Source organism: Humibacter antri, assembly GCF_054777235.1.
Genome location: NZ_BAAHAW010000043.1, coordinates 38,813 through 60,188 on the forward strand (window position 1 = coordinate 38,813; position 21,376 = coordinate 60,188).

Below are 21,376 nucleotides of genomic sequence, written 5' to 3' on the forward strand. Positions count from 1 at the left end.
CAAAGGCCGGCGCGAAACGCTGTGCGAGTCGGCGGGCTCATGCGCCGGTTTCGGCGGGCGCAGCAGAGACACTGCCTGCATCGAGCCCGACCGTGCGGCCTGCTGACCGCGGTGCGCAGCGCGGGTACCGGCGCGTGGGGCGACTCAGGCCAGTTCGGCCTCGATGGTGATCGGGATGCCCGCGAGCGCCTTCGACACCGGGCAGCCGCTCTTGGCGTCGTGGGCGAGCCGCTGAAAGTCGGCGTCCTCCAGTCCGGGCACCGTCGCGTTGACCAGCAGATGACTTCCGGTGATACCGGGAATGGATGGGTCGAACGTGACGGCGGCCGTCACCTGGATGCTGGTCGGCGGCGTGCCGTTGCTTGCAAGGATGTTCGAGAACGCCATGGCGAAACACGCCGAATGGGCGGCGCCGATGAGCTCCTCCGGGTTGGTGGTGCCCGTCTCTCCCTCTGACCGGGCTCGCCAGTTCACGGCGAAATGAGCGGCATTCGACGAGTCGAGGGTGACCTCGCCCGATCCGCTCGTGAGCTCTCCCCGCCAGACGGCGGTTGCTTCGCTGGTGATGGCCATGGTCGCTCCCTTGCATTCGTGATGCTTGTCGTCTTCCCCAGCGTAGGTGCCGAAGAGGGCGGCCGGAAAGAGCGCCTCCAGTACTGCAGCCCTCGGCACTGCGCCCTCGGGGCGATGCCCTCGTTCCGTGGCTTCAGCTTTGTGGCTTCAGCTTTGGGGCTGACTGCCTCGCGTCAGACCGAAGCGCACGAGCAGCAGGTAGATCTGGCATCCGAGGCAGTAGCCGAACACGGCGTTGAGAAACGCCGCGATGAACGCCAGAGCCGCAGCCACGACAGCGGCGTCCGGAACACCGACTACCTGCAGCACTGCACCGAGTGCGGTGATCACGAAGCCGACGCCCTGGGCGAACGTCGGCGGGGCGGCGTCTTCGAGTTCGGCGGGCGCCTCCAGCCGTGGCCGGACCAGCGCCCGGAAGAGAAGGCCCCACGGATGCCGCGCGACCCCTGCTACCGCACCCCAGAGGAACAGCAGCGCGAGCGCCGCGACGAGAACGGTCGAAGCGTAAGTGCCGCCGACCAGCCCGAGAAAGAGGGCGACAAGTAGCAGCACGGCCGTGATGCCCGCACCGAACCGTGGTCCTCGAGGGTCGATGCCTGGCTTCTTCGGCGTGCGTCCGGGTGCTGCGTCAACCTGTGACGGCATGGCTCTCCTCCTCGAACTCGTCGAGGCGAGCCGCGACCTCGTCGGCGCGCGGAACTCCCCCGATACGGGCACGGATGCCGCCTGTGGCATCCAGCAGCAGGATCGTCGGCGTCTGCATGACGCCGAATTCGGTGGCGAGCTGCGGTCGCTGCCCGAGGTCCACCTCGATGTACCGGACGCCGTCACGTTCCGAGGTCACATCGCGCAGGAGGCGCTCCGCGACGCGGCAGGGACCGCAGTACTCGGTGGAGAACTGCAGCACGGTCGCCCTCGAGCCGAATTCCACGTCGGGTCCGAGCGACCGGGCAGCCACACTGGTGCCTCCGGCCTCTCGCATCCGACCGTTCCGGGCACGCCAGAAGATGCCGGCGAGCGTCGCGAGCGCGACGAGGCCGGCGATGACGGCGAGAGCAGCGGCGGGATTCATGGCTGCCGCCACGCTACGTCGCACTTCGGCGAAAGCGGCTGTGTGTGACGCAGCATGACGTGCCGGCGACCGCCGAGCCACGGTAGCCTGAACCACGTGTCCACGTCACAGAATCCCTTCGGCCAGGTCCTCGTCGCGCTGGTGACTCCGTTCACCGCCGACGGTGAAGTGGATTGGCCCGGCGTGGAGAAGCACCTCGACGACGTCATCGCCGACGGGGCCGACGGCATCGTCATCTCCGGCACCACGGGTGAGACCTCGACTCTGACCGACCGAGAGAAGCTCCGCCTCGTCGAGGTCGGGCTCGAAGTGGCTGCGGGCCGCGCCAAGATCATCCAGGGCGGCGGGTCGAACGAGACTGCGCACGCGATCCAGCTCTACAAGGCCAGCGAGAAGGCCGGCGCCGACGGCGTCATGATCGTCACGCCCTATTACAACAAGCCGACGCAGGCAGGCATCCTCACGCACTTCCGCTTGATCGCCGACGCCACCGACCTGCCGGTCATCCTCTACGACATCCCCGGTCGCACCGGTGTGCCCATCAAGTACGACACGATCCTGCGCGCGGCCAAGCATCCGAACATCGTGGCCATCAAAGATGCCAAGGGCGACTTCGCCGAGGTCTCGCGGGTGCTCAACAACACCGATCTGATGTATTTCTCCGGCGCGGACGACAATGTGCTGCCGCACCTGGCGATCGGCGCGACAGGCCTCGTCGGGGTGACGGCGAACATCGCTGCACGTCCGTACCGACAGATCGTGGATGCCGTGAATCGCGGCGACCTGAAGACCGCGACAGACCACCACAAGCGGCTCGAGCCGCTTGTGCGTGCCGTCATGACGCATGTGCCGGGCACGGTCGCCGCGAAGTACGTGCTTCACGGACTCGGCCGCATCCAGAGCCCCCGAGTACGGCTCCCGCTGGTGGGGCCGGAGGACTTCGAGGCGGCGCAGATCGAGGCCGATCTCGATCTCGTGCACGAGGTGGAAGGCCTCGATCTGACCAACTTCAGACCCGATCGCAACGCGGCCGCCGGGGGAGCGCTCCCCAAGGTGGCGGGCACGACGCGCTGACGGCACCGCTCCGGTCGGCATCGCCGATCGGCCGACACGATGCCACCCGGATGCCTTCGGGTCGGCACAGGAACAACGGAGGCACGGCATATGCCCACGTCGGTATACGACCCGCCCGCTCTTGAGCCGGGAACACTGCGCATCATCCCCACCGGCGGCCTCGGCGAGGTCGGTCGCAACATGACGGTCTTCGAGATCGATGGCAAGATCCTGATCGTCGACTGCGGCGTTCTCTTCCCCGAGCAGGACCAGCCGGGAGTCGACCTGATCCTCCCTGACTTCGGGCCGGTGCGCGACCGCCTCGACGACGTCGTCGGAGTCGTGCTCACGCACGGCCACGAGGACCACATCGGAGCGGTGCCCTATCTGCTGCGACTGAAGCCGGACATCCCGCTGCTGGGGTCCAGCCTGACGCTGGCGCTCGTCGAGGCGAAGCTCAAGGAACACCGCATCCAGCCGTACACGCTCACCGTGAAGGAGGGCGGGCACGAGCGGCTCGGACCGTTCGAGCTCGAGTTCGTTGCGGTCAACCACTCCATACCTGATGCCCTTGCCGTCGCCATTCGCACGAGCGCCGGTCTCGTGTTGCACACCGGCGACTTCAAGATGGACCAGCTCCCGCTCGACGACCGACTCACCGACCTGCGTGCGTTCGCGCGGCTCGGCGAGGAGGGCGTCGACCTCTTCCTCGTGGACTCGACAAATGCGGACGTGCCGGGGTTCACCGCCCTGGAGCGTTCGATCGGCCCGGTGCTCGACAACGTCATCGCCCGAGCACCCCGACGAGTGATCGTCGCGAGCTTCTCCAGCCACGTGCACCGGGTGCAGCAGGTGCTGCACGCGGCGAAGGCGAACGGTCGCCGCGTCGCACTCCTGGGGCGCTCGATGGTGCGCAACATGACCATCGCCGCCGATCTGGGATACCTGCACGTGCCGGAGGACGTGCTCATCGACTACAAGAAGGCCGCCGACCTGCCGGACGACAAGATCGTCTACATGTCCACCGGCTCCCAGGGCGAGCCGATGGCGGTGCTCGCGCGCATGGCCAACCTCGACCACCAGATCGAGATCGGCCGAGGCGACACGGTCATCCTCGCCTCCAGCCTCATCCCGGGCAACGAGAACGCGGTGTACAGGGTGATCGACGGACTGACGAAGCTCGGTGCGACGGTCGTGCACAAGGGCAACGCGAAGGTGCACGTCTCTGGCCACGCGGCCGCCGGCGAGCTGCTGTACTGCTACAACATCCTGAAGCCGCGCAACGTCATGCCCGTGCACGGCGAGTACCGGCACCTGGTCGCCAACGCCCAGCTCGCACAAGACACCGGCGTACCGGAGGAGAACACGCTGCTCGCCGAGGACGGCAGCGTCATCGACCTGCGCGACGGCGTGGCCCGTGTCGTCGGTCAGCTCGACCTCGGGTTCGTGTATGTCGATGGCTCGTCGGTCGGCGAGATCACGGATGCCGACCTCAAGGACCGCAGGATCCTGGGCGAGGAGGGCTTCATCTCGATCATCGTGGTGGTCGAGGCGGGAACGGGACGAATCATCACCGGTCCGGAGGTGCATGCCAAGGGCTTCGCCGAAGACGACGCCGTGTTCGACGACGTCAAGCCGAAGATCGCGGCCGCGCTCGCGGATGCCGCCCACAACGGCGTGCGGGATGCTCACGCACTGAGCCAAGTGGTACGTCGCACTGTCGGCCGCTGGGTGAACACGAGCTACCGCCGCCGCCCGATGATCGTCCCGTTGGTCATCGAGGCGTAGACGAGCCTGCGTTGATCGGGCTCGACAGCTGAATCTCTGCCGCTCCGCGGCGCTTCACCGGCGATGACGGCCGCCGCCACTACCGTTGTCCCATGGCCACGAGTACCAAGTCGACGTCGCGCGCCCGCGCGCGCGGCACGTCGGCCACGCGCACGCCGTCGCGTCAGACGGCCAATCAGAAGACGAAGGTGATTCCGGCGGCCGAGCCGCATCGTGGCATCGTGACGAGGGCGTGGCTAGGTCTTGCGCACATGGTCGGGGGAGCGGCGCGCGCGTTCGGGCCGGAGAAGCTCGCCAAAGATGAGCGTCGCGACGGGCTGCCGTTCTTCATCGTGCTGCTGGCCGTCGCAGGTGCGATCGTCGAGTGGTTCCTGATCGACAACCAGGTGGCTCAGCAACTGGATGCCTGGACGTTCGGCGGCCTCTTCGGCCGCGTGGCCTTCGGCCTTCCTGTGGTGATGCTGTTGCTGGCCGTGTGGCTGTTCCGGCATCCGGCTTCGGTGCACGACAACACCCGCATCGGCATCGGTCTGGCGCTCCTGCTCGTGACGGTGTCCGCGCTCTGCGAGATCTTCTCCTCCCGGCCGCAGCCGAGCGACGGAATCGACGCGTTGGCGAAGGCCGGCGGAGTGATCGGCTGGATGCTGGGGGCGCCACTGGCCGCGGTGGCGACTCCGATCGGAGCGGCGGCGATCGTGATCGTCATTCTGCTGCTGAGCATCCTGATCATCACGAAGACGCCACCGAACCGCGTCGGCAGACGCCTCGGCGAGCTGTACTCGTACCTCTTCGGCGCGCAGACGGAGGAAGTCGCCGAATCCGCCGGCGAGCAGGAGCCCGCGCGCAAGTTCCGGCGTGGCAAGGATGCGGCCGAAGAAGACGTAGCCGAGCCGGATGAGAGCGTGCCGTGGTGGCGCCGCAACAAGAGCGGGCGCGAGGTCGACCCCGACTTCGAGCCCGCTGACACGTCGTTCACCGAGGTGCTCGGCGTTCCGTCGCCCCGCGCAGGGTTCGACAGCGCGCTCGAACCCCAGCCGCAGGACTACAAGACCGAGGTGCTGGCCGACCTGCAGGATGCCGAGAACGCAGTCAGCAGATTCACCGGCGATCTGTCGCGCACGGGCAAGCATCCGACAGGGCTGCGCCCCGACACCGCGACTGCCGTGCTCCCCGGTTTCGGTGCACTGTCCGACGACGACTTCGACGAGGCTGCCGCAGAGGCGGCCAAGCCGTTGGAAGCGGTGCCGGATGCGCCATACGTCTTACCGGCGGCATCCACTCTGTCCGCTGGTACTCCGGCGAAGGCGCGTTCGGCGGCGAACGACGAGGTCGTCGCAGCGATCACGTCGGTGCTCGACCAGTTTCAGGTGGATGCCCGTGTCACCGGCTTCTCACGCGGTCCCACGGTCACGCAGTACGAAATCGAGCTCGGCCCCGGGGTGAAGGTCGAACGTGTCACGGCGCTGAGCAAGAACCTCGCGTACTCGGTGGCGTCGAACGAGGTGCGCATCCTCTCCCCGATCCCCGGCAAGAGTGCGATCGGTGTCGAGATCCCGAACTCCGACCGCGAGATCGTCTCGCTCGGCGACGTTTTGCGTTCGGCGGCCGCGACGAACAGCCACCATCCGATGACGATCGGCGTAGGCAAGGACGTCGGCGGCGGCTTCGTCGTCGCGAACCTCGCCAAGATGCCGCACCTCCTGGTAGCGGGTTCCACCGGGTCGGGTAAGTCCATCTTCGTGAACACCCTGATCACGAGCCTGCTGATGCGGGCGAAGCCGAGTGACGTGCGCATGGTGCTCGTCGACCCGAAGCGCGTCGAACTCTCCGTGTACGCAGGCGTTCCGCATCTCATCACGCCCATCATCACGAGTCCGAAGAAGGCTGCGGAGGCACTGCAGTGGGTCGTCAAAGAGATGGACATGCGGTATGACGACCTCGCCAGCTTCGGCTTCCGGCACATCGACGACTTCAACAAGGCCGTACGCAACGACGAGATCGTCCTGCCGGAGGGCAGCGAACGCAAGCTCAAGCCGTATCCGTATCTGCTGGTCGTCGTCGACGAGCTCGCCGACCTCATGATGGTCGCGCCGCGTGACGTCGAGGACTCGATCGTGCGTATCACTCAGTTGGCGCGCGCGTCCGGCATTCACCTCGTGCTCGCCACCCAGCGACCGTCGGTGGATGTCGTCACCGGACTCATCAAGGCGAACGTCCCGTCGCGCCTCGCTTTCGCCGTGGCAAGCGTCACCGACTCGCGAGTCATCCTCGACCAGCCGGGCGCCGACAAACTCATCGGACAGGGCGACGGTCTGTTCCTGCCGATGGGGGCATCGAAGGCGATCCGCGTGCAGGGCGCCTTCGTTGCCGAGAGTGAGATCCAGCGCGTCGTCGACCACGTGACGACCCAAGCGCGACCCGAATACCGTCAAGATGTCGCCGCGGGACCGGAGAAGAAGCAGATCGACTCCGACATCGGCGACGACCTCGACCTTTTGCTGGCCGCTGCTGAACTGGTCGTGTCGAGCCAGTTCGGCTCGACCTCGATGCTGCAGCGCAAGCTGCGGGTGGGATTCGCGAAGGCCGGCCGGCTGATGGATCTGCTCGAGTCGCGCGACATCGTCGGGCCCTCCGAGGGATCGAAGGCGCGCGACGTGCTCGTCACGCCGGAGCAACTGTCGCAGGTCATGGCGCGGCTGCGCGGAGAGGACACGGGCCAGGCCTCCGCGGCGCAGGCCGCAGCTGCGGTCGGTCAAGCGGGCCCGGTTTCGCAGATGAGCCCGAACGCGCAGGCGGGTCAGGGCGTGCCGTCCGGCCAGCCGGCCTCAATGCAGGGCGATGACCGCTACGACGACCCCGTGTCGCGGCAGTTCGATGACCTCGAGGAGGTCGATGGTGACTCCGACGAAGACGCCTGGGGACTGACGGGACGCGAGTAGCGCCCTGGGCCATAGGCTTGCTGCATGACCGATCCCGGCCGCGCCGAAGCGCCGACCGCACCCGGCAACTTCAATCTGCCGAACCTCATCACGGTGGTGCGCATTCTGCTCGCACCGGTGTTCTTCTGGCTGCTGCTGGCCGATTCCGGTGCCGACGGCGTTCTGCGCTGGATCGCCGCCGCACTCTTCATCGTGGCGATTGCGACGGACGGTATCGACGGCGCGATCGCCAGGCGCAAAGGCCTGGTCACCGACCTCGGCAAGATCCTCGACCCGATCGCCGACAAACTGCTCACGTCGGGTGCCCTGGTGTGCCTCTCGATCCTGGGCGAGCTGTGGTGGTGGGTGACCATCGTGATCATCGTCCGTGAAGTCGGGATCACGGTGTGGCGCATGGTCGAGCTGTCGCGCGGCAACGTGGTGCCGGCCAGCCGGGGAGGCAAGCTCAAGACCATCGCGCAGGCCGTCGCCATCTCGTTCGCTCTTGCTCCGACATGGATCGTCGTGGGCGACTGGATCTTCTGGCTGAACTGGGTGCTGATGGGCATCGCGCTCGCCCTCACCGTGTGGTCGGGTCTCGACTATCTGTTGGCGGCCTATCGCCTCCGGCGCGGGGCCAGGCAGCAGTCGTGACGCAGACGGTTTCGTCCAACGCCGGGGCTATGGACGATACGGCGACGCTGATCGCCCGACTCACTGAGTGCGGCCTCACGCTCGCAGTCGCCGAATCGCTCACCGGCGGCGCGCTGACGGCGGAGCTGACAAGGCCGGCCGGAGCATCCGCAGTCGTGCTCGGTGGTGTCGTGGTGTACTCCACGGAGCTCAAGCACACACTCGTCGGAGTGGATGCCGCACTGCTGGCCGAGCACGGGCCGGTGCATCCCGAGGTGGCGCGCCAGCTGGCCAGGGGCGTGCGCTCGGTGCTGGCCGTCGGCCGACGCGCTGCGGATGTCGGCATCGCCACCACGGGCGTAGCAGGGCCGGACGGCCAGGGCGGGCGCTTGCCCGGCACGGTCTTCATCGGCGTCTCGCACGGCGACGAAGACGATGTCATCGAGCTCGCACTGACGGGAACGAGAGCGCAGATCCGCGCACTCTCGGTGGATGCCGCCGTACGGCTGGCGATCGAGCGGCTGCTGTAGGTGCGACGGAATAGCGGCGATCTCGAGTTGGTTACACAGTGATGTACTCACATCCAAACCCCAGTCGTCGATGGTTAGAGTTCATGGGCCGTCAAAGCGCGTAGCGTTGAAGGTATCGAAGAACGATGGATCGAAGGTTGTGGCAGGAAGAGAAAAGGAGGCTCCAATGATTCTTGTACGTCAAGAAATCGGCGACGTGCTACGGGACTTCCGCCTGCAGAAGGGGCGCACTCTTCGTCAGGTCGCGAGCCGGGCGAGTGTCGCTCTCGGTTACCTCAGCGAGGTCGAGCGTGGTCAGAAAGAGGCGTCGAGTGAGATCCTCGCGTCTGTGGCCGAAGCGCTCGACACGCCCATTTCCGTGATCATGCGTGAGGTCGGCGATCGGCTCGCGGTGCTCGAGGGCATCGACCAGGTCATCCCCGACACCGTTCCCGACGAGTTCGTGGCCGCGCTCGATGCGGATCTCGTCGCTCGGTGAGTTCGCTCGTCGCATGACGCGAACGTGACGCCCCGCTCCGGCGGGGCGTCATCCGTTTGACTGCCGGTGCCGTTCGGTGCGCCGTCCCCCGGCCCGAAGGGCACCGAATGTCGTGGCGATCTCTTATGCTGTCGCGGTGCGAACGAGCGAATTCCGACGAGCCGTGACCACCGAGTTCGGCGAGCAGTACGGTCGGGCGCTGCTCCGCGACCTCGTGATCGACAGCCTCAGCCACCTCACGTCTGATCAGGCGCTGGCCGACGGCGTGCCGGAGCGCGACGTCTGGCTCGCCCTGTGCGAGGCGATGGAGATTCCGGTCGATCGCTGGCACGGCGCCGGCCTTCCGACGCCTCCGAAGCACTGATGTCGCGAGGCGACCGCGGCATGTGAGCGCTCGCGGAGCAGGCCGCCGACCTGTGCGAAGAAGGCGGCCGACACGCCACACGAACGTACGAAGAGATGTTCGGTTGTTGTTACTCTGAGTCCACAGAACTTCTCGAAGCGAGTTATCCACTTCGCGCCGGCACGACACTCTGTTGTCGCAGGTGCGTCCTACGGTACGAAGCAGCGATTACACGACGACTGTTCCGGTGAAAGGAAGCCACACCATGCCCACTCCAGCAGATCGCGAAAAGGCACTCGAGACCGCTCTCGCTCAGATCGACCGGCAGTTCGGCAAGGGCTCCGTCATGAGACTGGGCAGCGACGAGCGTGCGCCCGTCGAGGTCGTCCCCACAGGCTCGATCGCTCTCGACGTCGCACTCGGTATCGGTGGCCTTCCCCGTGGGCGCATCGTCGAGATCTACGGTCCGGAGTCTTCCGGAAAGACGACGCTGACGTTGCACGCCATCGCCAACGCACAGAAGGCAGGCGGAATCGCCGCGTTCATCGATGCCGAGCACGCACTCGACCCGGAATACGCGAAGAAGCTGGGCGTCGACATCGACTCGCTCCTCGTCTCGCAACCCGATACAGGGGAGCAGGCGCTCGAGATCGCCGACATGCTCGTGCGAAGCGGCTCGATCGACGTGATCGTCGTCGACTCTGTCGCCGCCCTCGTTCCGCGCGCCGAGATCGAGGGCGAGATGGGGGACTCGCACGTCGGGCTGCAGGCCCGCCTGATGTCCCAGGCGTTGCGCAAACTCACCGGCGGGCTCAACCAGACGAACACGACCATGATCTTCATCAACCAGCTTCGCGAGAAGATCGGCGTGTTCTTCGGCAGTCCCGAGACCACCGCCGGCGGCAAGGCCCTCAAGTTCTACGCGTCGGTGCGGCTCGACATCCGTCGCATCGAGACTCTCAAGGACGGCACTGAAGCCGTCGGCAACCGGACCAGGGTCAAGGTCGTCAAGAACAAGATGGCTCCGCCGTTCAAACAGGCAGAGTTCGACATCCTGTACGGCGTCGGCATCTCCCGCGAGGGCAGCCTGCTGGACTACGGCGTGGAACAGGCGATCGTGAAGAAGTCCGGCGCCTGGTACACGTACGAGGGCGACCAGCTGGGCCAGGGCAAGGAGAACTCCCGCAACTTCCTGATCGGCAACCCCGACATCGCGGCGGAGATCGAGCACAAGATCCTGGTCAAGCTGGGCGTGATCGCGAGTCCGGATGCGCCGGTCGAGAACGCTTCGAACGTCGAGTCGATCGAGCCGAAGATCGCCCAGCGCAAGGGCGCCTGAGGCGAGGCGAGCGCACGATGGTGGTGCAGTTCCCACCCACGGGATCCGCTGGCCGTAGGGATGCAGGCGAGGAGCGCGGGCTCGCTCCGGTGACGTACCTTCCGGGTGCGCAGCCCTCGCACGCGGCACAGAACGCCCTCGTTCGCACTCGCTCTCTTCCGCAGCGCGCCGCGTCGGATGCTGACGAGGAGGCGACCACGGGTCAGAGCGAGCGCCGTGACCGCAAGACGGCTCGCGCCGGCAACGTGGCGATCCATCAACTCGCGCGACGAGGCATGTCTCGCTGGGAGCTCGAGCAGGTGCTGGCCAAACGCGAAGTGGATGCAGACACGGCGGCAGCGGAGCTCGATCGGCTCGAGAGCCTGGGACTGGTCGACGACGCGGCCCTCGCGGTCTCGGTCGTCTACGCGATGCACACGCGTAAGGGCTCGGGGCGGGCCGCCATCGAGGGGGAGCTGCGGAGGCGGCACCTGGATGACACGGTCATCGCCGACGCCATGGCGGAGCTCGGCAGCGACGACGAACTCGAACGAGCCACCGAACTCGCGGCGGCACGCGCACGGCAGTTGCGTTCCGTCGACTACGAGGTCGCTGCACGGCGACTGAGCGGATACCTGGCCCGCAAGGGTTACGACGGCGAGGTCATCCGGCCGGCGGTACGCACCGCGCTGGACGGACATCCGAAGGGCTCGTCCTTGGCCGGGGGAGTCCGGTTCCACTGAGACGCCGCCGCACCCGGCGGTCAGGAACGCGAACGTAGACTAGTGCGCACTATGAGCATTGCCGATCGAATCCGACCCGGCTCGACTCCGACGTCGATCGCCGTGTCGGATGCCGCCGTCGACACCGACGGGCACGTGCGCACCTACGAGGTTCGCACGTACGGCTGTCAGATGAACGTGCACGATTCGGAGCGTCTCAGCGGTTCGCTGGAGGCGGCCGGGTACGTGCGCGCGGCCGGAACGGAGGCCGACGTCGTCGTGATCAACACCTGCGCGGTGCGCGAGAACGCCGACAATAAGCTCTACGGCAACCTCGGCCACCTGGCATCGGTGAAGCGGCGGCACGCCGGCATGCAGATCGCCGTCGGGGGCTGCCTGGCCCAGAAGGACAAGAACGTCATCCTGGAGAAGGCGCCATGGGTCGACGTCGTGTTCGGCACGCACAACATGGGTGCGTTGCCGAATCTGCTGGAGCGAGCGCGGCACAACCACGAAGCACAGGTGGAGATCCTCGAGGCCCTCGAGACCTTCCCGTCGACACTCCCGACGAAACGCGACTCCACATACAGCGGCTGGGTGTCGATCTCCGTCGGCTGCAACAACACGTGCACCTTCTGCATCGTGCCGTCGCTGCGCGGCAAGGAGAACGACCGCCGGCCAGGCGACGTGCTCGCCGAGATCCAGTCCCTGGTCGACGATGGCGCGATCGAGGTGACGCTCCTCGGCCAGAACGTGAATTCGTATGGCGTCGACTTCGGCGACCGGCTCGCGTTCGGCAAACTGCTGAGGGCTGCTGGTGGGATCGACGGGCTGGAGCGCATCCGGTTCACCTCGCCGCATCCTGCCGCATTCACCGACGACGTCATCGACGCCATGGCCGAGACACCCGCCGTGATGCCGCAACTGCACATGCCTCTGCAATCCGGCTCCGATCGCATCCTTCGCGCCATGCGCCGCAGCTATCGTTCCGCGAGGTTCCTCGGCATCCTCGACAGGGTGCGCTCGCGCATCCCTGACGCCGCGATCAGCACAGACATCATCGTGGGGTTCCCGGGAGAGACCGAGGAAGACTTTCAGGAGACGCTCCGTGTCGTCGAGCAGGCGCGGTTCGCCTCGGCATTCACGTTCCAGTACTCCGCACGCCCAGGCACTCCTGCAGCCAGCATGGCGGAACAGGTGCCGAAAGGCGTCGTGCAGGATCGCTACGAGCGGTTGATCGCCCTGCAGGAACGCATCGGCCTGGATGAGAACGAGAAGCTCGTCGGACGTGAGGTGCAGGTGCTCGTCTCCACCGGCGAAGGTAAGAAGGACGCCGAGACGCACCGCATGAGCGGACGCGCCGAAGACAGTCGTCTCGTGCACTTCGAACTGCCGGAAGGGTCAGGGATCCCGCGGCCCGGTGACATCGTCACGGTGCGCGTCACGCATGCCGCTCCCTTCCATCTGCTGGCCGACTCGGGGCCGGGCGAACTGCTCCGAGTGCGTCGCACGAGGGCAGGCGATGCATGGGATCGCGCTGAGGCCGAGTCCTGCGCCGTCCCCTCGCACGGGACATCCGGTGCCGAGGGGAGGGTGTCCCTAGGTCTGCCTGGGTTACGTCCCCGATCGGAGATGGGCCCCCGGCGACGTACGAACACGCTCGACCCCGGCACGCCGGCCGGTCCGACGACGCCGATCTACGATCTCGCCGACGGTGAGCGGTAGTCCGTCCGCCAGCCGCGTGAGCGAATCCGCCGAGCAAGTGTCTTCCCGGCCATTCAGGGAACCGGATGGCTCGCGGAACTATCTCGCGATCGTCGGTGCGACCGGCACGGGCAAGAGCGACCTCGCGATCGCGATCGCTCTTGCCCTCGGAGAACAAGGTGTCCGCGCCGAGATCGTGGGCGCGGACGCCATGCAGTTCTACCGCGGCATGGTCATCGGCACCGCGAAGCTGCCGTCCCACGAGCGCCGGGGCATCAGGCATCACCTGATCGACGTGCTCGAGGTGACGCAGGAGGCCACGGTCGCCTGGTACCAGCCGGTCGCCCGACGCGCGATCGATGACATCCGTCGCAGGGGAGCCCTGCCGATCCTGGTCGGCGGTTCGGGACTGTACGTCTCGTCGGTGATCTATGATTTCGCGTTTCCCGGCCGAGACGAGCAGCTGCGGGCGCGGCTCGAGGCCGAGGCGCAAGCATCCGGCACCCGTCCGCTGCTGGAGCGGCTGCGTGCGCTCGACCCGGTCACGGCGGAGCGAGTGGATCCGGCGAACCCACGACGTGTCATACGTGCGCTCGAAGTGGCCGAGTTGCGGCAGCAAGGGCACGGGGCGTCTCTTCCCGAGCACCCGGTGCCGTGGTCGCCGGTGACGGTGGTCGGCCTTGCAGTTCCCCGTGATCGCCTTGTCGAACGACTGGATGCTCGTGTCGAGCGGATGTGGGCGGCCGGGCTTCTCGACGAGGTGCGTGGGCTCCTCTCCAAGGGCTTCGACCAAGGTGTGACGGCGTCGAAGGCCATCGGCTACGCCCAGGCGGCGGCGCAGCTGCGGGGTGAGCTGACGCAGGATCAGGCGATCGCCGAGACGCAGCGACTCACCCGACGATACGCGCGGCGGCAGGTCGCGTGGTTCAAGCGGTATCCGGAGATCGGTTGGCTCGACGCATCGGGTACGGGCCCCGCGGAGGCCGACCGGCTCGTGACAGCGGTACTGGATAGGCTTGCGCGGTGACCACACTCTCGTTCAGCAAGGGCCACGGCGCCGGCAACGACTTCGTGCTCTTCGCCGACCCCGAAGGTGCAGTCGATCTCTCGGCGGCACAGATCGCGTTGATCTGCGACCGGCACTTCGGCGTCGGCGCCGACGGCGTGATTCGTGCCGTGAAGTCGTCCGCGATCCCCCAGGGTGCGCTCGCGCTGTCGGAGGACCCGACGGCAGAGTGGTTCATGGACTACCACAACGCCGACGGCACCCCGGCCGAGATGTGCGGCAACGGCATCCGGGTGTTCACTCGCTACCTGATCGACGGCGGATTCGCACACTTGCAGCCGGGCCAGACCCTTCCGATCGGAACTCGTTCCGGCGTGCGAGACGTGCAGCGCAGCGGGGCGGGCTTTCAGGTCGACCTCGGCAGATGGCATCTCGTCGGCGACGACCCCACAGTGCGCGCCAAGGGGCTGGGGGTGCCGCGGCCCGGCGTGGGCATCGACGTCGGCAACCCGCACGTGGTGGTCGCGCTGGCCGACGACGACGAACTCGACCGTCTCGATCTCGGTCCGACGCCGATGCTCGATCCGGAGCCGGTGAGTGGCGCGAACGTGGAGTTCGTCGTCCCCTTCGACCCGCTCGTCGACGACGGGGTCGGCCGCATCCGCATGAGAGTGCACGAACGGGGCAGCGGTGAGACCTTGGCGTGCGGCACCGGGACTGCGGCCGCGGCGCTGGCCACTCGGTACTGGGCGGGCGATGGTGCTCCGGACAACTGGAAGGTGCGCACTCCTGGCGGAACGCTGGGAGTGCGGATGTTCGCAGCCGAAGACGGCGAGCACGTCGCGTTGTCGGGTCCCGCCGAGCTCGTCTACGACGGCGAGGTCACCATCGGCTGATGCCGCTCCGTGCTGATGCCGCTCTGTGCTGATGCCGCTCTGTGCTGATGCCGCACTGTGCGGCGAAAGTGCTATCGAGTCAGCCTGCGGTACGCCCTATTCGCGCCTGACACGCAGCACGCGGAATCCCTTGCTGGAGGAGGCGCGTCGAACACCGAGCCCGGACGGAAGGTCTGTCTCGAGCCACCGCTGTAGTGAGTCCGAGCCGAGGTTGCGCTGCACGACGAGCCAGGCATCCGCGTCGACATCCAACCGCGGCAGCCAACGCAGAAGCATGGCATGCAGTTCGTCCTTGCCCACGCGAATCGGCGGATTCGACCAGATCGCACGAAACGCGACCTCATCGGGTACGTCGTCGGGCAGAGCGGCGCGGACGTTCGTGAGCCCGAGGATCAAGGCGTTCCGGCGCACGATGTCGAGGGCGCGTTCGTTCACGTCGACGGCCCAGACCGTCGCGTCCGGGGATTCGAGCGCGAGAGTGAGGGCGACCGGCCCCCAGCCGCAGCCGAGGTCGAGAAGATGCCCGCTCGAAGGCGCCTCCGGCGCGTCGGTGAGGAGTACCCGTGTGCCGATGTCGATCCGATCGGGGCTGAAGATGCCTGAGGCGGTGACCAGTTCGACTTCACGGCCGGCGAGGCGAACGGGGAGCGGCCGCAGCTTCGCGTCGCCGCCGGGTCGTGCCGTGAAGTAGTGCTCGCCGCTGGCCATACAAGGAAAATACCGGACGAGCTCTCGCTTCCCACAGCCGTCGGGGAGACTGCGGCGGGTGTCGGCGTCTCGGCGCAGGCAGGAAATGGCTCTTGCTCATGGCTCCGGGGCGCTGTCGGCGTAGAGAACTATGGTGGAGCACACGATGACGCAAACCCACAGTGAGCACGGGCGCGATGCGCTCGACGACCGCAACGACGAACCGACCGAGAACGACGAACCGACGGAGTCGGCGCCTGACGACGTGGTCGCGCGGATTCTCGCGCGGGCGGAGCAGACATCCGCTCGAACGACGATCTTCGGGCAGAGCGCGCAGGCCCTGCAACGGTCCGCGGCCGACGGCCAGAGCGACGACGGCGAGCAGTTCGACCGCGAAGAGCGTGCGGCGTTGCGCCGCGTTGCGGGTCTCTCCACGGAGCTCGAAGACGTCACAGAGGTCGAGTACCGGCAGTTGCGGCTCGAGAACGTGGTGCTGATCGGTGTGTACTCGGCGGGAACGCAGGTGGATGCAGAGAACTCGCTGCGCGAACTCGCGGCACTCGCCGAGACGGCCGGTGCCGTCGTACTCGACGGCGTACTGCAGCGGCGGCCGCACCCCGACCCCGGCACGTACCTCGGCAGCGGAAAGGCGCAGGAACTGCACGACATCGTCAAGGCGCTCGGCGCCGACACCGTCGTCGCCGACACCGAGCTGGCGCCGAGCCAGCGTCGTGCACTCGAAGACATCGTCAAGGTCAAGGTGATCGATCGCACCGCAGTGATCCTGGACATCTTCAGCCAGCACGCGAAGAGCCGCGAGGGCAAGGCGCAGGTGGAGCTGGCGCAACTCGAGTACCTGCTCCCGCGCCTGCGCGGCTGGGGCGAGTCGATGAGCAGGCAAGCCGGCGGCCAGGTGGGCGGCGCGGGCGCCGGCATGGGCAGCCGCGGGCCCGGCGAGACCAAGATCGAGCTGGACCGCCGACGCATCCATTCCCGTATGGCGAAACTGCGCAGACAGATCAAGGACTTCAAGCCGGCACGAGAGGCCAAACGGGCGAACCGCCGTCGCAACAGCGTTCCCTCGGTGGCCATCGCCGGCTACACCAACGCCGGCAAGTCGAGCCTGCTCAACCGCATCACCAAGGCGGGCGTTCTCGTCGAGAACGCACTGTTCGCCACCCTGGATGCCACGGTGCGGCGCTCCATCACCGCCGACGGCCGTTTGTACACGCTGGCCGACACGGTCGGATTCGTACGCAACCTTCCGCATCAGCTTGTAGAGGCCTTCCGGTCGACGCTGGAAGAAGTGGCCGACGCGGATGTGATCGTGCACGTCGTGGATGCCTCCCACCCCGATCCGGCGGCGCAGCTCGCCACAGTTCGCGACGTGATCGGCGAGGTCGGGGGGCGCGACATCGCCGAGCTCGTCGTCTTCAACAAGGCCGATCTCATCGACGACGGTCGGCGCCTGGAACTGCGCGGATTGGAGCCGGCGGCGATCTTCGCCTCCGCACGCAGTGGCGAAGGCGTCGATGAGGTGCTGGCGGCGATCGCGCGCGCGCTACCTGACCGATCCGTCGAGATCGACGTGTTGATCCCGTACGACCGGGGAGATCTCGTGTCCGCCCTTCATGAGCGCGGACGCGTGATGCGCACCGAGTACGAACCGGACGGCACCCGCATCACCGCGAAGGTGGCTCCCGAGTTCGTGCCCGTCTTCGATCCGTTCCGTGCGACGCCGGCCATCGCCGGAGCGCGCTGACACCGGCCGCGACCGAGTCGGCGGACCTCGATGTAGCGCTGCGTAACACGCAGTATCCGTTCGCGCCACGCGTTTGTTACTGTGATCGAAACGTTCGTCGAACATGGCCGATGTCGGCCGGTTCGACTGGAGCGACAGCCGAGCCCGGCACCCGCCCCGAGCCGCATGACCGAGTGGCCGCCGCACCGGCGGTCGCGAGAGTTGCGGTGCGGATGCCTTCGGCCACGACCTGCGACCGATCGCCTCCGCGCCGCCCGAGCAGGGAGCCGCCATGAGTGCACAGCACCTCGACGACGGCTCGCCGACCGCGCTTTTCAGTGACGCCCTGGATCCGGAGCACAGCCGCTGTCCCAAGGGAACACCCTTCTCGTTCGAGCTCTACCCGCCGCGCAACGAGGCGGCCGCGCGCGCCCTGCCCCGTACCATCCGGCGTCTGGCCGCCGTCGCGCCGCGCTTCATCTCGGTCACCTACGGTGCCGGCGGCTCCTCGCACGCTTCGTCTCTCGACGTCGTCAGGCACATCACCCGGGCAACTCCTGTGCCGGCCATGGCGCACCTCACTTGCGTCGGGTCGTCCCACGAGCAGGCCGGGCGCATGATCCGTGAGTTCCTGGCTGCGGGCGTGACTCGCTTTCTCGCCGTGCGTGGCGACCCGCCGACCGGGGTGCCGGTGGATGGACCGCTGGGCGACCTGCACAGTGCTTCGGAACTCGTGCAGCTGATCCACCGCATTCAGGCGGAACACGCCCCGTACCGCGAGATCCCGGTTCCGGGGTTGACGCATGCTAGCGCGGTGGGCAGGCGCGAGCGGGTCACGATCGCCGTTGCCGCGTTCCTGAACGGGCATCCGCGTTCGCGTTCGATCGATCAAGACATCGACACGCTGCTGGCCAAGCAGGCGCAAGGCGCGAACCTCGCGATCACCCAGTTGTTCTTCCATGCCGAGGACTACTTCTTCTTCGTGGAGAGGGCACGCCGCGCCGGGCTGACGTTGCCGATCCTGCCAGGCATCATGCCCGTGACCTCGCCGGCACGACTTCGGCGCATTCTCGAACTGAACGGTGAGGACGCCCCCAGCGATCTCAGCATCCGCCTCGAAGTGGAGCCCACCGACGAGGGCAGACGTGAGATCGGCATCGAGCATGCCGCGAACCTGGCCGAACGGCTCGTCGCGGGCGGTGCACCCGGCATTCATCTCTGCACTTTCAACCAGCCGCAGACATCGCTCGCCGTGCTCGAGCGCTGCGGTCTGATCGACTCGTCCGCGCTCGAAGAGGATTCCGCGGAGCAGGCGACCGCCGAAACAGCCACGACCACACCACCCCAGCAGGCCAGCAAACAGAAGGAAAACGCATGACCTCCTCCACTTTCCCGACCGGCACCATCGTCGGGTACCCGCGCGTCGGCCGTCGTCGCGAACTCAAGAAGGCCGTCGAGGCCTTCTGGGCGGGCACGATCACCTCGGACGAACTCGAGGCCACTGCCGCCGAGCTCCGTCGTACGACGCGTGACCGGCTTTCGCAGCTCGGCCTCGGCAAGACCGGCTCCGCCATCCCCGAGACGTTCAGCTACTACGACCAGGTGCTGGATGCCGCCACAACGCTCGGAGCGATCCCGTCCCGTTTCGCTCGGCTGCAGGATGCCCAGGGCCGCGTCGACCTCGCAGGCTACTTCACGATCGCCCGCGGCGCTGGCGAGGATGCCCCGCTGGAGATGACGAAGTGGTTCGACTCGAACTATCACTACCTCGTACCGGAGATCGGCGCTGACACCGAGTTCCGGCTGGCGTCCGATCGACTCGTCCGCGAGTTCGAGGAGGCCAAGGCGGACGGATATCTCACGCGCCCGGTCATCGTCGGCCCGGTCACGTTCCTGGCGCTCAGCAAGCCCGCCGATGGCGCACCCGAGGGCTTCCGGCCGTTGTCGCGGCTCGCGGATGTGCTCCCGGCCTATGTACGACTTCTCGCCGAGCTGAAGTCAGCGGGCGCCGAATGGGTGCAACTGGACGAGCCGGCACTGGTGAGCGAGAGCCTCGATGACGCGCGAGCCGACGTGCTCGCGGCCGCCAGCACCGCATACGAGACACTGGGCGCCGCGTCGGACAGGCCGAGCCTCTTCGTCGCGGCCCCATACGGCGGCCTCGACGACGCCCTTCCGATTCTCGCAGCCACGAATGTCGAGGCGATCTCGCTCGATCTGGTGCGTGGGGGCATCCCCTCCGGGCTGGATGCCGACACCAAGGCCGCGTTGCGCGGCAAGACCGTGGTCGGCGGTGTGATCGACGGGCACAACGTCTGGCGCGGCGACCTCGAGTCCGCCTTCGGCGCACTCGAGTCGTTGCTCGCACTGTCGCCCAACATCGCGGCATCCACGTCCACTTCGCTGCTGCATGTGCCGCACGATGTCGAGGATGAGCCGGCGCTGGATGATCGGCTGAGGTCCTGGCTCGCCTTCGCCGATCAGAAGGTCGTCCAGGTGGCAACGCTGGCACGGGGTCTGGACGACGGGCACGAGGCGATCCAGGACGAGCTGGCACAGGCATCCGCAGCCCTCACCGATCGGCTGGGTGCGCCTGGGGTGCGCGACGGTGCGGTGCGTGGTCGTGCCGGGGCGCTCACCGATGCCGACTTCCGGCGCGGTGACTATGCAATCAGGCTGGCGGCTCAGGACGCCGCCCTCGGCCTCCCGCTGCTGCCAACGACCACGATCGGATCGTTCCCGCAGACCGGCGACATCCGGCGTGCGCGCGCACAGTTCGCGAAGGGCGTCATCAGTGAGGCGGAGTACCTCGGGCTCATGCGGGGCGAGATCAAACGCGTCGTCGACCTTCAGGAGGAGATCGGCATCGACGTCATAGTTCACGGTGAGCCGGAGCGCAACGACATGGTGCAGTACTTCGCCGAGAACCTGGACGGATTCGCGGTGACGCAGAACGGCTGGGTTCAATCGTACGGAAGCCGGTGCACGAGGCCGTCGATCCTGTGGGGAGACGTGTCGCGTCCGAAGCCGATCACCGTCGAGTGGTCCACGTTCACCCAGTCGCTCACTGACAAGCCCGTGAAGGGGATGCTCACGGGTCCTGTGACCATCCTCGCCTGGTCGTTCGTGCGCGATGACCAGCCACTTGGCGACACGGCACGGCAGGTGGCGCTTGCCCTCCGCGACGAGATCGCCGCCCTGGAATCCGCAGGCATCCGCATCGTGCAGGTGGACGAGCCCGCGCTGCGCGAGCTGCTTCCGCTCAAGAAGACGGACCAGTCGGACTATCTCGACTGGTCGGTCGGCTCATTCCGCCTCGCCACGAGCGGTGTCGGCGACGCGACGCAGATCCACACGCACCTGTGCTACTCCGAGTTCGGCGTCGTGATCGACGCGATCCGCAACCTCGACGCCGACGTCACCAGCATCGAAGCCGCCCGCAGCCGCATGGAGGTGGTCGATGACATCAAGGCCAGCGGATTCGACCACGGAATCGGTCCCGGCGTCTACGACATCCATTCGCCGCGCGTGCCGTCGGTGGCCGAGGTCACCGAGCTCATCGAGAAGGCGCTGGGCGGCATCCCGGAGCGGCAGGTGTGGGTGAACCCGGACTGCGGGCTGAAAACGCGTGGTTACGACGAGACGGTGGCGTCGCTGAGGAACATCATCGAGGCGACCCGGGCCGTTCGCGAGAAGCAGCCGGCGTAGCGTACGGCGGCGGATGCCTGCGGCTGGATCAGCCCCTCGGCATCCGCCGCGAGCCTCGGTCGAGCTTTGTGAGAGCTCGGCGCAGGCCCTGAGCGTCGTGTTCGGAAGCGTCGCGGAACTCGCCGTGCACGAGCCGCATCATCGTGCCCCGCGATGCAGCGCGAGAGCGTCTGTCCAGGCGCGCCCCACCTTCTCCGGAGCAGCAC

Annotated in this window: 19 protein-coding genes; 15 read left to right on the plus strand and 4 right to left on the minus strand. The window is 67.2% G+C overall.

The window, feature by feature from the left end; translation table 11 throughout:
- Positions 1-144 precede the first annotated feature (144 nt).
- From ACYVDK_RS16530 to ACYVDK_RS16540, 3 genes are all read right to left on the minus strand, one after another.
- Positions 145-573, minus strand: a complete 429-nt coding sequence (locus ACYVDK_RS16530; RefSeq protein WP_460523755.1) for an OsmC family peroxiredoxin — start codon at positions 571-573, stop codon at positions 145-147.
- Between the two features lie 147 nt (positions 574-720).
- Positions 721-1,218: a DUF4395 domain-containing protein gene (locus ACYVDK_RS16535; RefSeq protein WP_460523757.1), complete on the minus strand. Its 498-nt coding sequence runs from the start codon at positions 1,216-1,218 to the stop codon at positions 721-723.
- Positions 1,202-1,645: a thioredoxin family protein gene (locus tag ACYVDK_RS16540; protein ID WP_460523759.1), complete on the minus strand. Its 444-nt coding sequence runs from the start codon at positions 1,643-1,645 to the stop codon at positions 1,202-1,204. The genes ACYVDK_RS16535 and ACYVDK_RS16540 overlap by 17 nt, the downstream gene beginning before the upstream one ends.
- Before the next feature lie 96 nt (positions 1,646-1,741).
- On the opposite strand from ACYVDK_RS16540, the gene dapA reads away from it, so the two are divergent.
- The 12 genes from dapA (at position 1,742) to dapF (ending at position 15,034) form a co-directional block, all read left to right on the plus strand.
- A complete protein-coding gene (gene dapA, locus ACYVDK_RS16545; RefSeq protein ID WP_460523761.1) occupies positions 1,742-2,719 on the plus strand; it encodes a 4-hydroxy-tetrahydrodipicolinate synthase family protein in 978 nt (325 codons plus the stop codon).
- 90 nt (positions 2,720-2,809) lie between these two features.
- Positions 2,810-4,486, plus strand: coding sequence for a ribonuclease J (locus ACYVDK_RS16550; RefSeq protein ID WP_460523763.1), 1,677 nt, complete (start codon positions 2,810-2,812; stop codon positions 4,484-4,486).
- Positions 4,487-4,578: 92 nt separating this feature from the next.
- A complete protein-coding gene (locus tag ACYVDK_RS16555) occupies positions 4,579-7,425 on the plus strand; it encodes an FtsK/SpoIIIE family DNA translocase (protein WP_460523765.1) in 2,847 nt (948 codons plus the stop codon).
- Between the two features lie 24 nt (positions 7,426-7,449).
- Entirely contained in the window at positions 7,450-8,058 is a 609-nt protein-coding gene (gene pgsA / locus ACYVDK_RS16560; RefSeq protein WP_460523767.1) for a CDP-alcohol phosphatidyltransferase family protein, read from the plus strand.
- Positions 8,055-8,567 (plus strand): CinA family protein, encoded by a 513-nt coding sequence (locus tag ACYVDK_RS16565; protein WP_460523769.1) that lies wholly within the window; start codon positions 8,055-8,057, stop codon positions 8,565-8,567. The genes pgsA and ACYVDK_RS16565 overlap by 4 nt, the downstream gene beginning before the upstream one ends.
- Positions 8,568-8,733: 166 nt before the next feature.
- On the plus strand, positions 8,734-9,045 hold the full coding sequence (locus ACYVDK_RS16570) for a helix-turn-helix domain-containing protein (RefSeq protein ID WP_440296053.1): 312 nt from the start codon (positions 8,734-8,736) through the stop codon (positions 9,043-9,045).
- A 136-nt stretch (positions 9,046-9,181) separates the two neighbouring features.
- Entirely contained in the window at positions 9,182-9,409 is a 228-nt protein-coding gene (locus ACYVDK_RS16575; protein WP_460523771.1) for a DUF3046 domain-containing protein, read from the plus strand.
- Between the two features lie 244 nt (positions 9,410-9,653).
- Positions 9,654-10,727: a recombinase RecA gene (gene recA, locus ACYVDK_RS16580; RefSeq protein WP_460523773.1), complete on the plus strand. Its 1,074-nt coding sequence runs from the start codon at positions 9,654-9,656 to the stop codon at positions 10,725-10,727.
- 17 nt (positions 10,728-10,744) lie between these two features.
- Positions 10,745-11,449: a regulatory protein RecX gene (locus ACYVDK_RS16585; protein WP_460523775.1), complete on the plus strand. Its 705-nt coding sequence runs from the start codon at positions 10,745-10,747 to the stop codon at positions 11,447-11,449.
- A 51-nt stretch (positions 11,450-11,500) separates the two neighbouring features.
- Positions 11,501-13,153, plus strand: coding sequence for a tRNA (N6-isopentenyl adenosine(37)-C2)-methylthiotransferase MiaB (gene miaB / locus ACYVDK_RS16590; RefSeq protein WP_460523777.1), 1,653 nt, complete (start codon positions 11,501-11,503; stop codon positions 13,151-13,153).
- 37 nt (positions 13,154-13,190) lie between these two features.
- Positions 13,191-14,159, plus strand: a complete 969-nt coding sequence (gene miaA, locus ACYVDK_RS16595; RefSeq protein WP_460523841.1) for a tRNA (adenosine(37)-N6)-dimethylallyltransferase MiaA — start codon at positions 13,191-13,193, stop codon at positions 14,157-14,159.
- On the plus strand, positions 14,156-15,034 hold the full coding sequence (gene dapF / locus ACYVDK_RS16600; protein WP_460523779.1) for a diaminopimelate epimerase: 879 nt from the start codon (positions 14,156-14,158) through the stop codon (positions 15,032-15,034). The genes miaA and dapF overlap by 4 nt, the downstream gene beginning before the upstream one ends.
- Positions 15,035-15,130: 96 nt before the next feature.
- Here dapF and ACYVDK_RS16605 read toward each other — a convergent pair whose 3' ends face one another.
- On the minus strand, positions 15,131-15,742 hold the full coding sequence (locus ACYVDK_RS16605) for a class I SAM-dependent methyltransferase (protein WP_460523781.1): 612 nt from the start codon (positions 15,740-15,742) through the stop codon (positions 15,131-15,133).
- A 145-nt stretch (positions 15,743-15,887) separates the two neighbouring features.
- Between ACYVDK_RS16605 and hflX the strand changes: the two genes are divergently transcribed.
- The 3 genes from hflX to metE all read left to right on the plus strand — a co-directional run bounded on the left by hflX (position 15,888) and on the right by metE (position 21,170).
- Positions 15,888-17,483 carry a GTPase HflX gene (hflX, locus tag ACYVDK_RS16610; RefSeq protein ID WP_460523783.1) on the plus strand — a complete coding sequence of 532 codons (1,596 nt, stop codon included), beginning with the start codon at positions 15,888-15,890 and terminating at the stop codon, positions 17,481-17,483.
- A 271-nt stretch (positions 17,484-17,754) separates the two neighbouring features.
- Complete coding sequence (locus ACYVDK_RS16615) at positions 17,755-18,840, plus strand: methylenetetrahydrofolate reductase (RefSeq protein WP_460523785.1); 1,086 nt, start codon at positions 17,755-17,757, stop codon at positions 18,838-18,840.
- Positions 18,837-21,170 (plus strand): 5-methyltetrahydropteroyltriglutamate--homocysteine S-methyltransferase, encoded by a 2,334-nt coding sequence (metE, locus tag ACYVDK_RS16620; RefSeq protein WP_460523787.1) that lies wholly within the window; start codon positions 18,837-18,839, stop codon positions 21,168-21,170. The genes ACYVDK_RS16615 and metE overlap by 4 nt, the downstream gene beginning before the upstream one ends.
- Positions 21,171-21,376 lie beyond the last annotated feature (206 nt).

Coding starts and splice junctions, on each gene's coding strand:
- ACYVDK_RS16540 (WP_460523759.1), bottom strand. CDS start 1,645: ATGAATCCCGCCGCTGCTCTCGCCGTCATCGCCGGCCTCGTCGCGCTC.
- ACYVDK_RS16615 (WP_460523785.1), top strand. CDS start 17,755: ATGAGTGCACAGCACCTCGACGACGGCTCGCCGACCGCGCTTTTCAGT.
- miaB (WP_460523777.1), top strand. CDS start 11,501: ATGAGCATTGCCGATCGAATCCGACCCGGCTCGACTCCGACGTCGATC.
- recA (WP_460523773.1), top strand. CDS start 9,654: ATGCCCACTCCAGCAGATCGCGAAAAGGCACTCGAGACCGCTCTCGCT.
- ACYVDK_RS16605 (WP_460523781.1), bottom strand. CDS start 15,742: ATGGCCAGCGGCGAGCACTACTTCACGGCACGACCCGGCGGCGACGCG.
- ACYVDK_RS16550 (WP_460523763.1), top strand. CDS start 2,810: ATGCCCACGTCGGTATACGACCCGCCCGCTCTTGAGCCGGGAACACTG.
- ACYVDK_RS16570 (WP_440296053.1), top strand. CDS start 8,734: ATGATTCTTGTACGTCAAGAAATCGGCGACGTGCTACGGGACTTCCGC.
- metE (WP_460523787.1), top strand. CDS start 18,837: ATGACCTCCTCCACTTTCCCGACCGGCACCATCGTCGGGTACCCGCGC.
- ACYVDK_RS16585 (WP_460523775.1), top strand. CDS start 10,745: ATGGTGGTGCAGTTCCCACCCACGGGATCCGCTGGCCGTAGGGATGCA.
- ACYVDK_RS16535 (WP_460523757.1), bottom strand. CDS start 1,218: ATGCCGTCACAGGTTGACGCAGCACCCGGACGCACGCCGAAGAAGCCA.
- pgsA (WP_460523767.1), top strand. CDS start 7,450: ATGACCGATCCCGGCCGCGCCGAAGCGCCGACCGCACCCGGCAACTTC.
- ACYVDK_RS16530 (WP_460523755.1), bottom strand. CDS start 573: ATGGCCATCACCAGCGAAGCAACCGCCGTCTGGCGGGGAGAGCTCACG.
- hflX (WP_460523783.1), top strand. CDS start 15,888: ATGACGCAAACCCACAGTGAGCACGGGCGCGATGCGCTCGACGACCGC.
- ACYVDK_RS16555 (WP_460523765.1), top strand. CDS start 4,579: ATGGCCACGAGTACCAAGTCGACGTCGCGCGCCCGCGCGCGCGGCACG.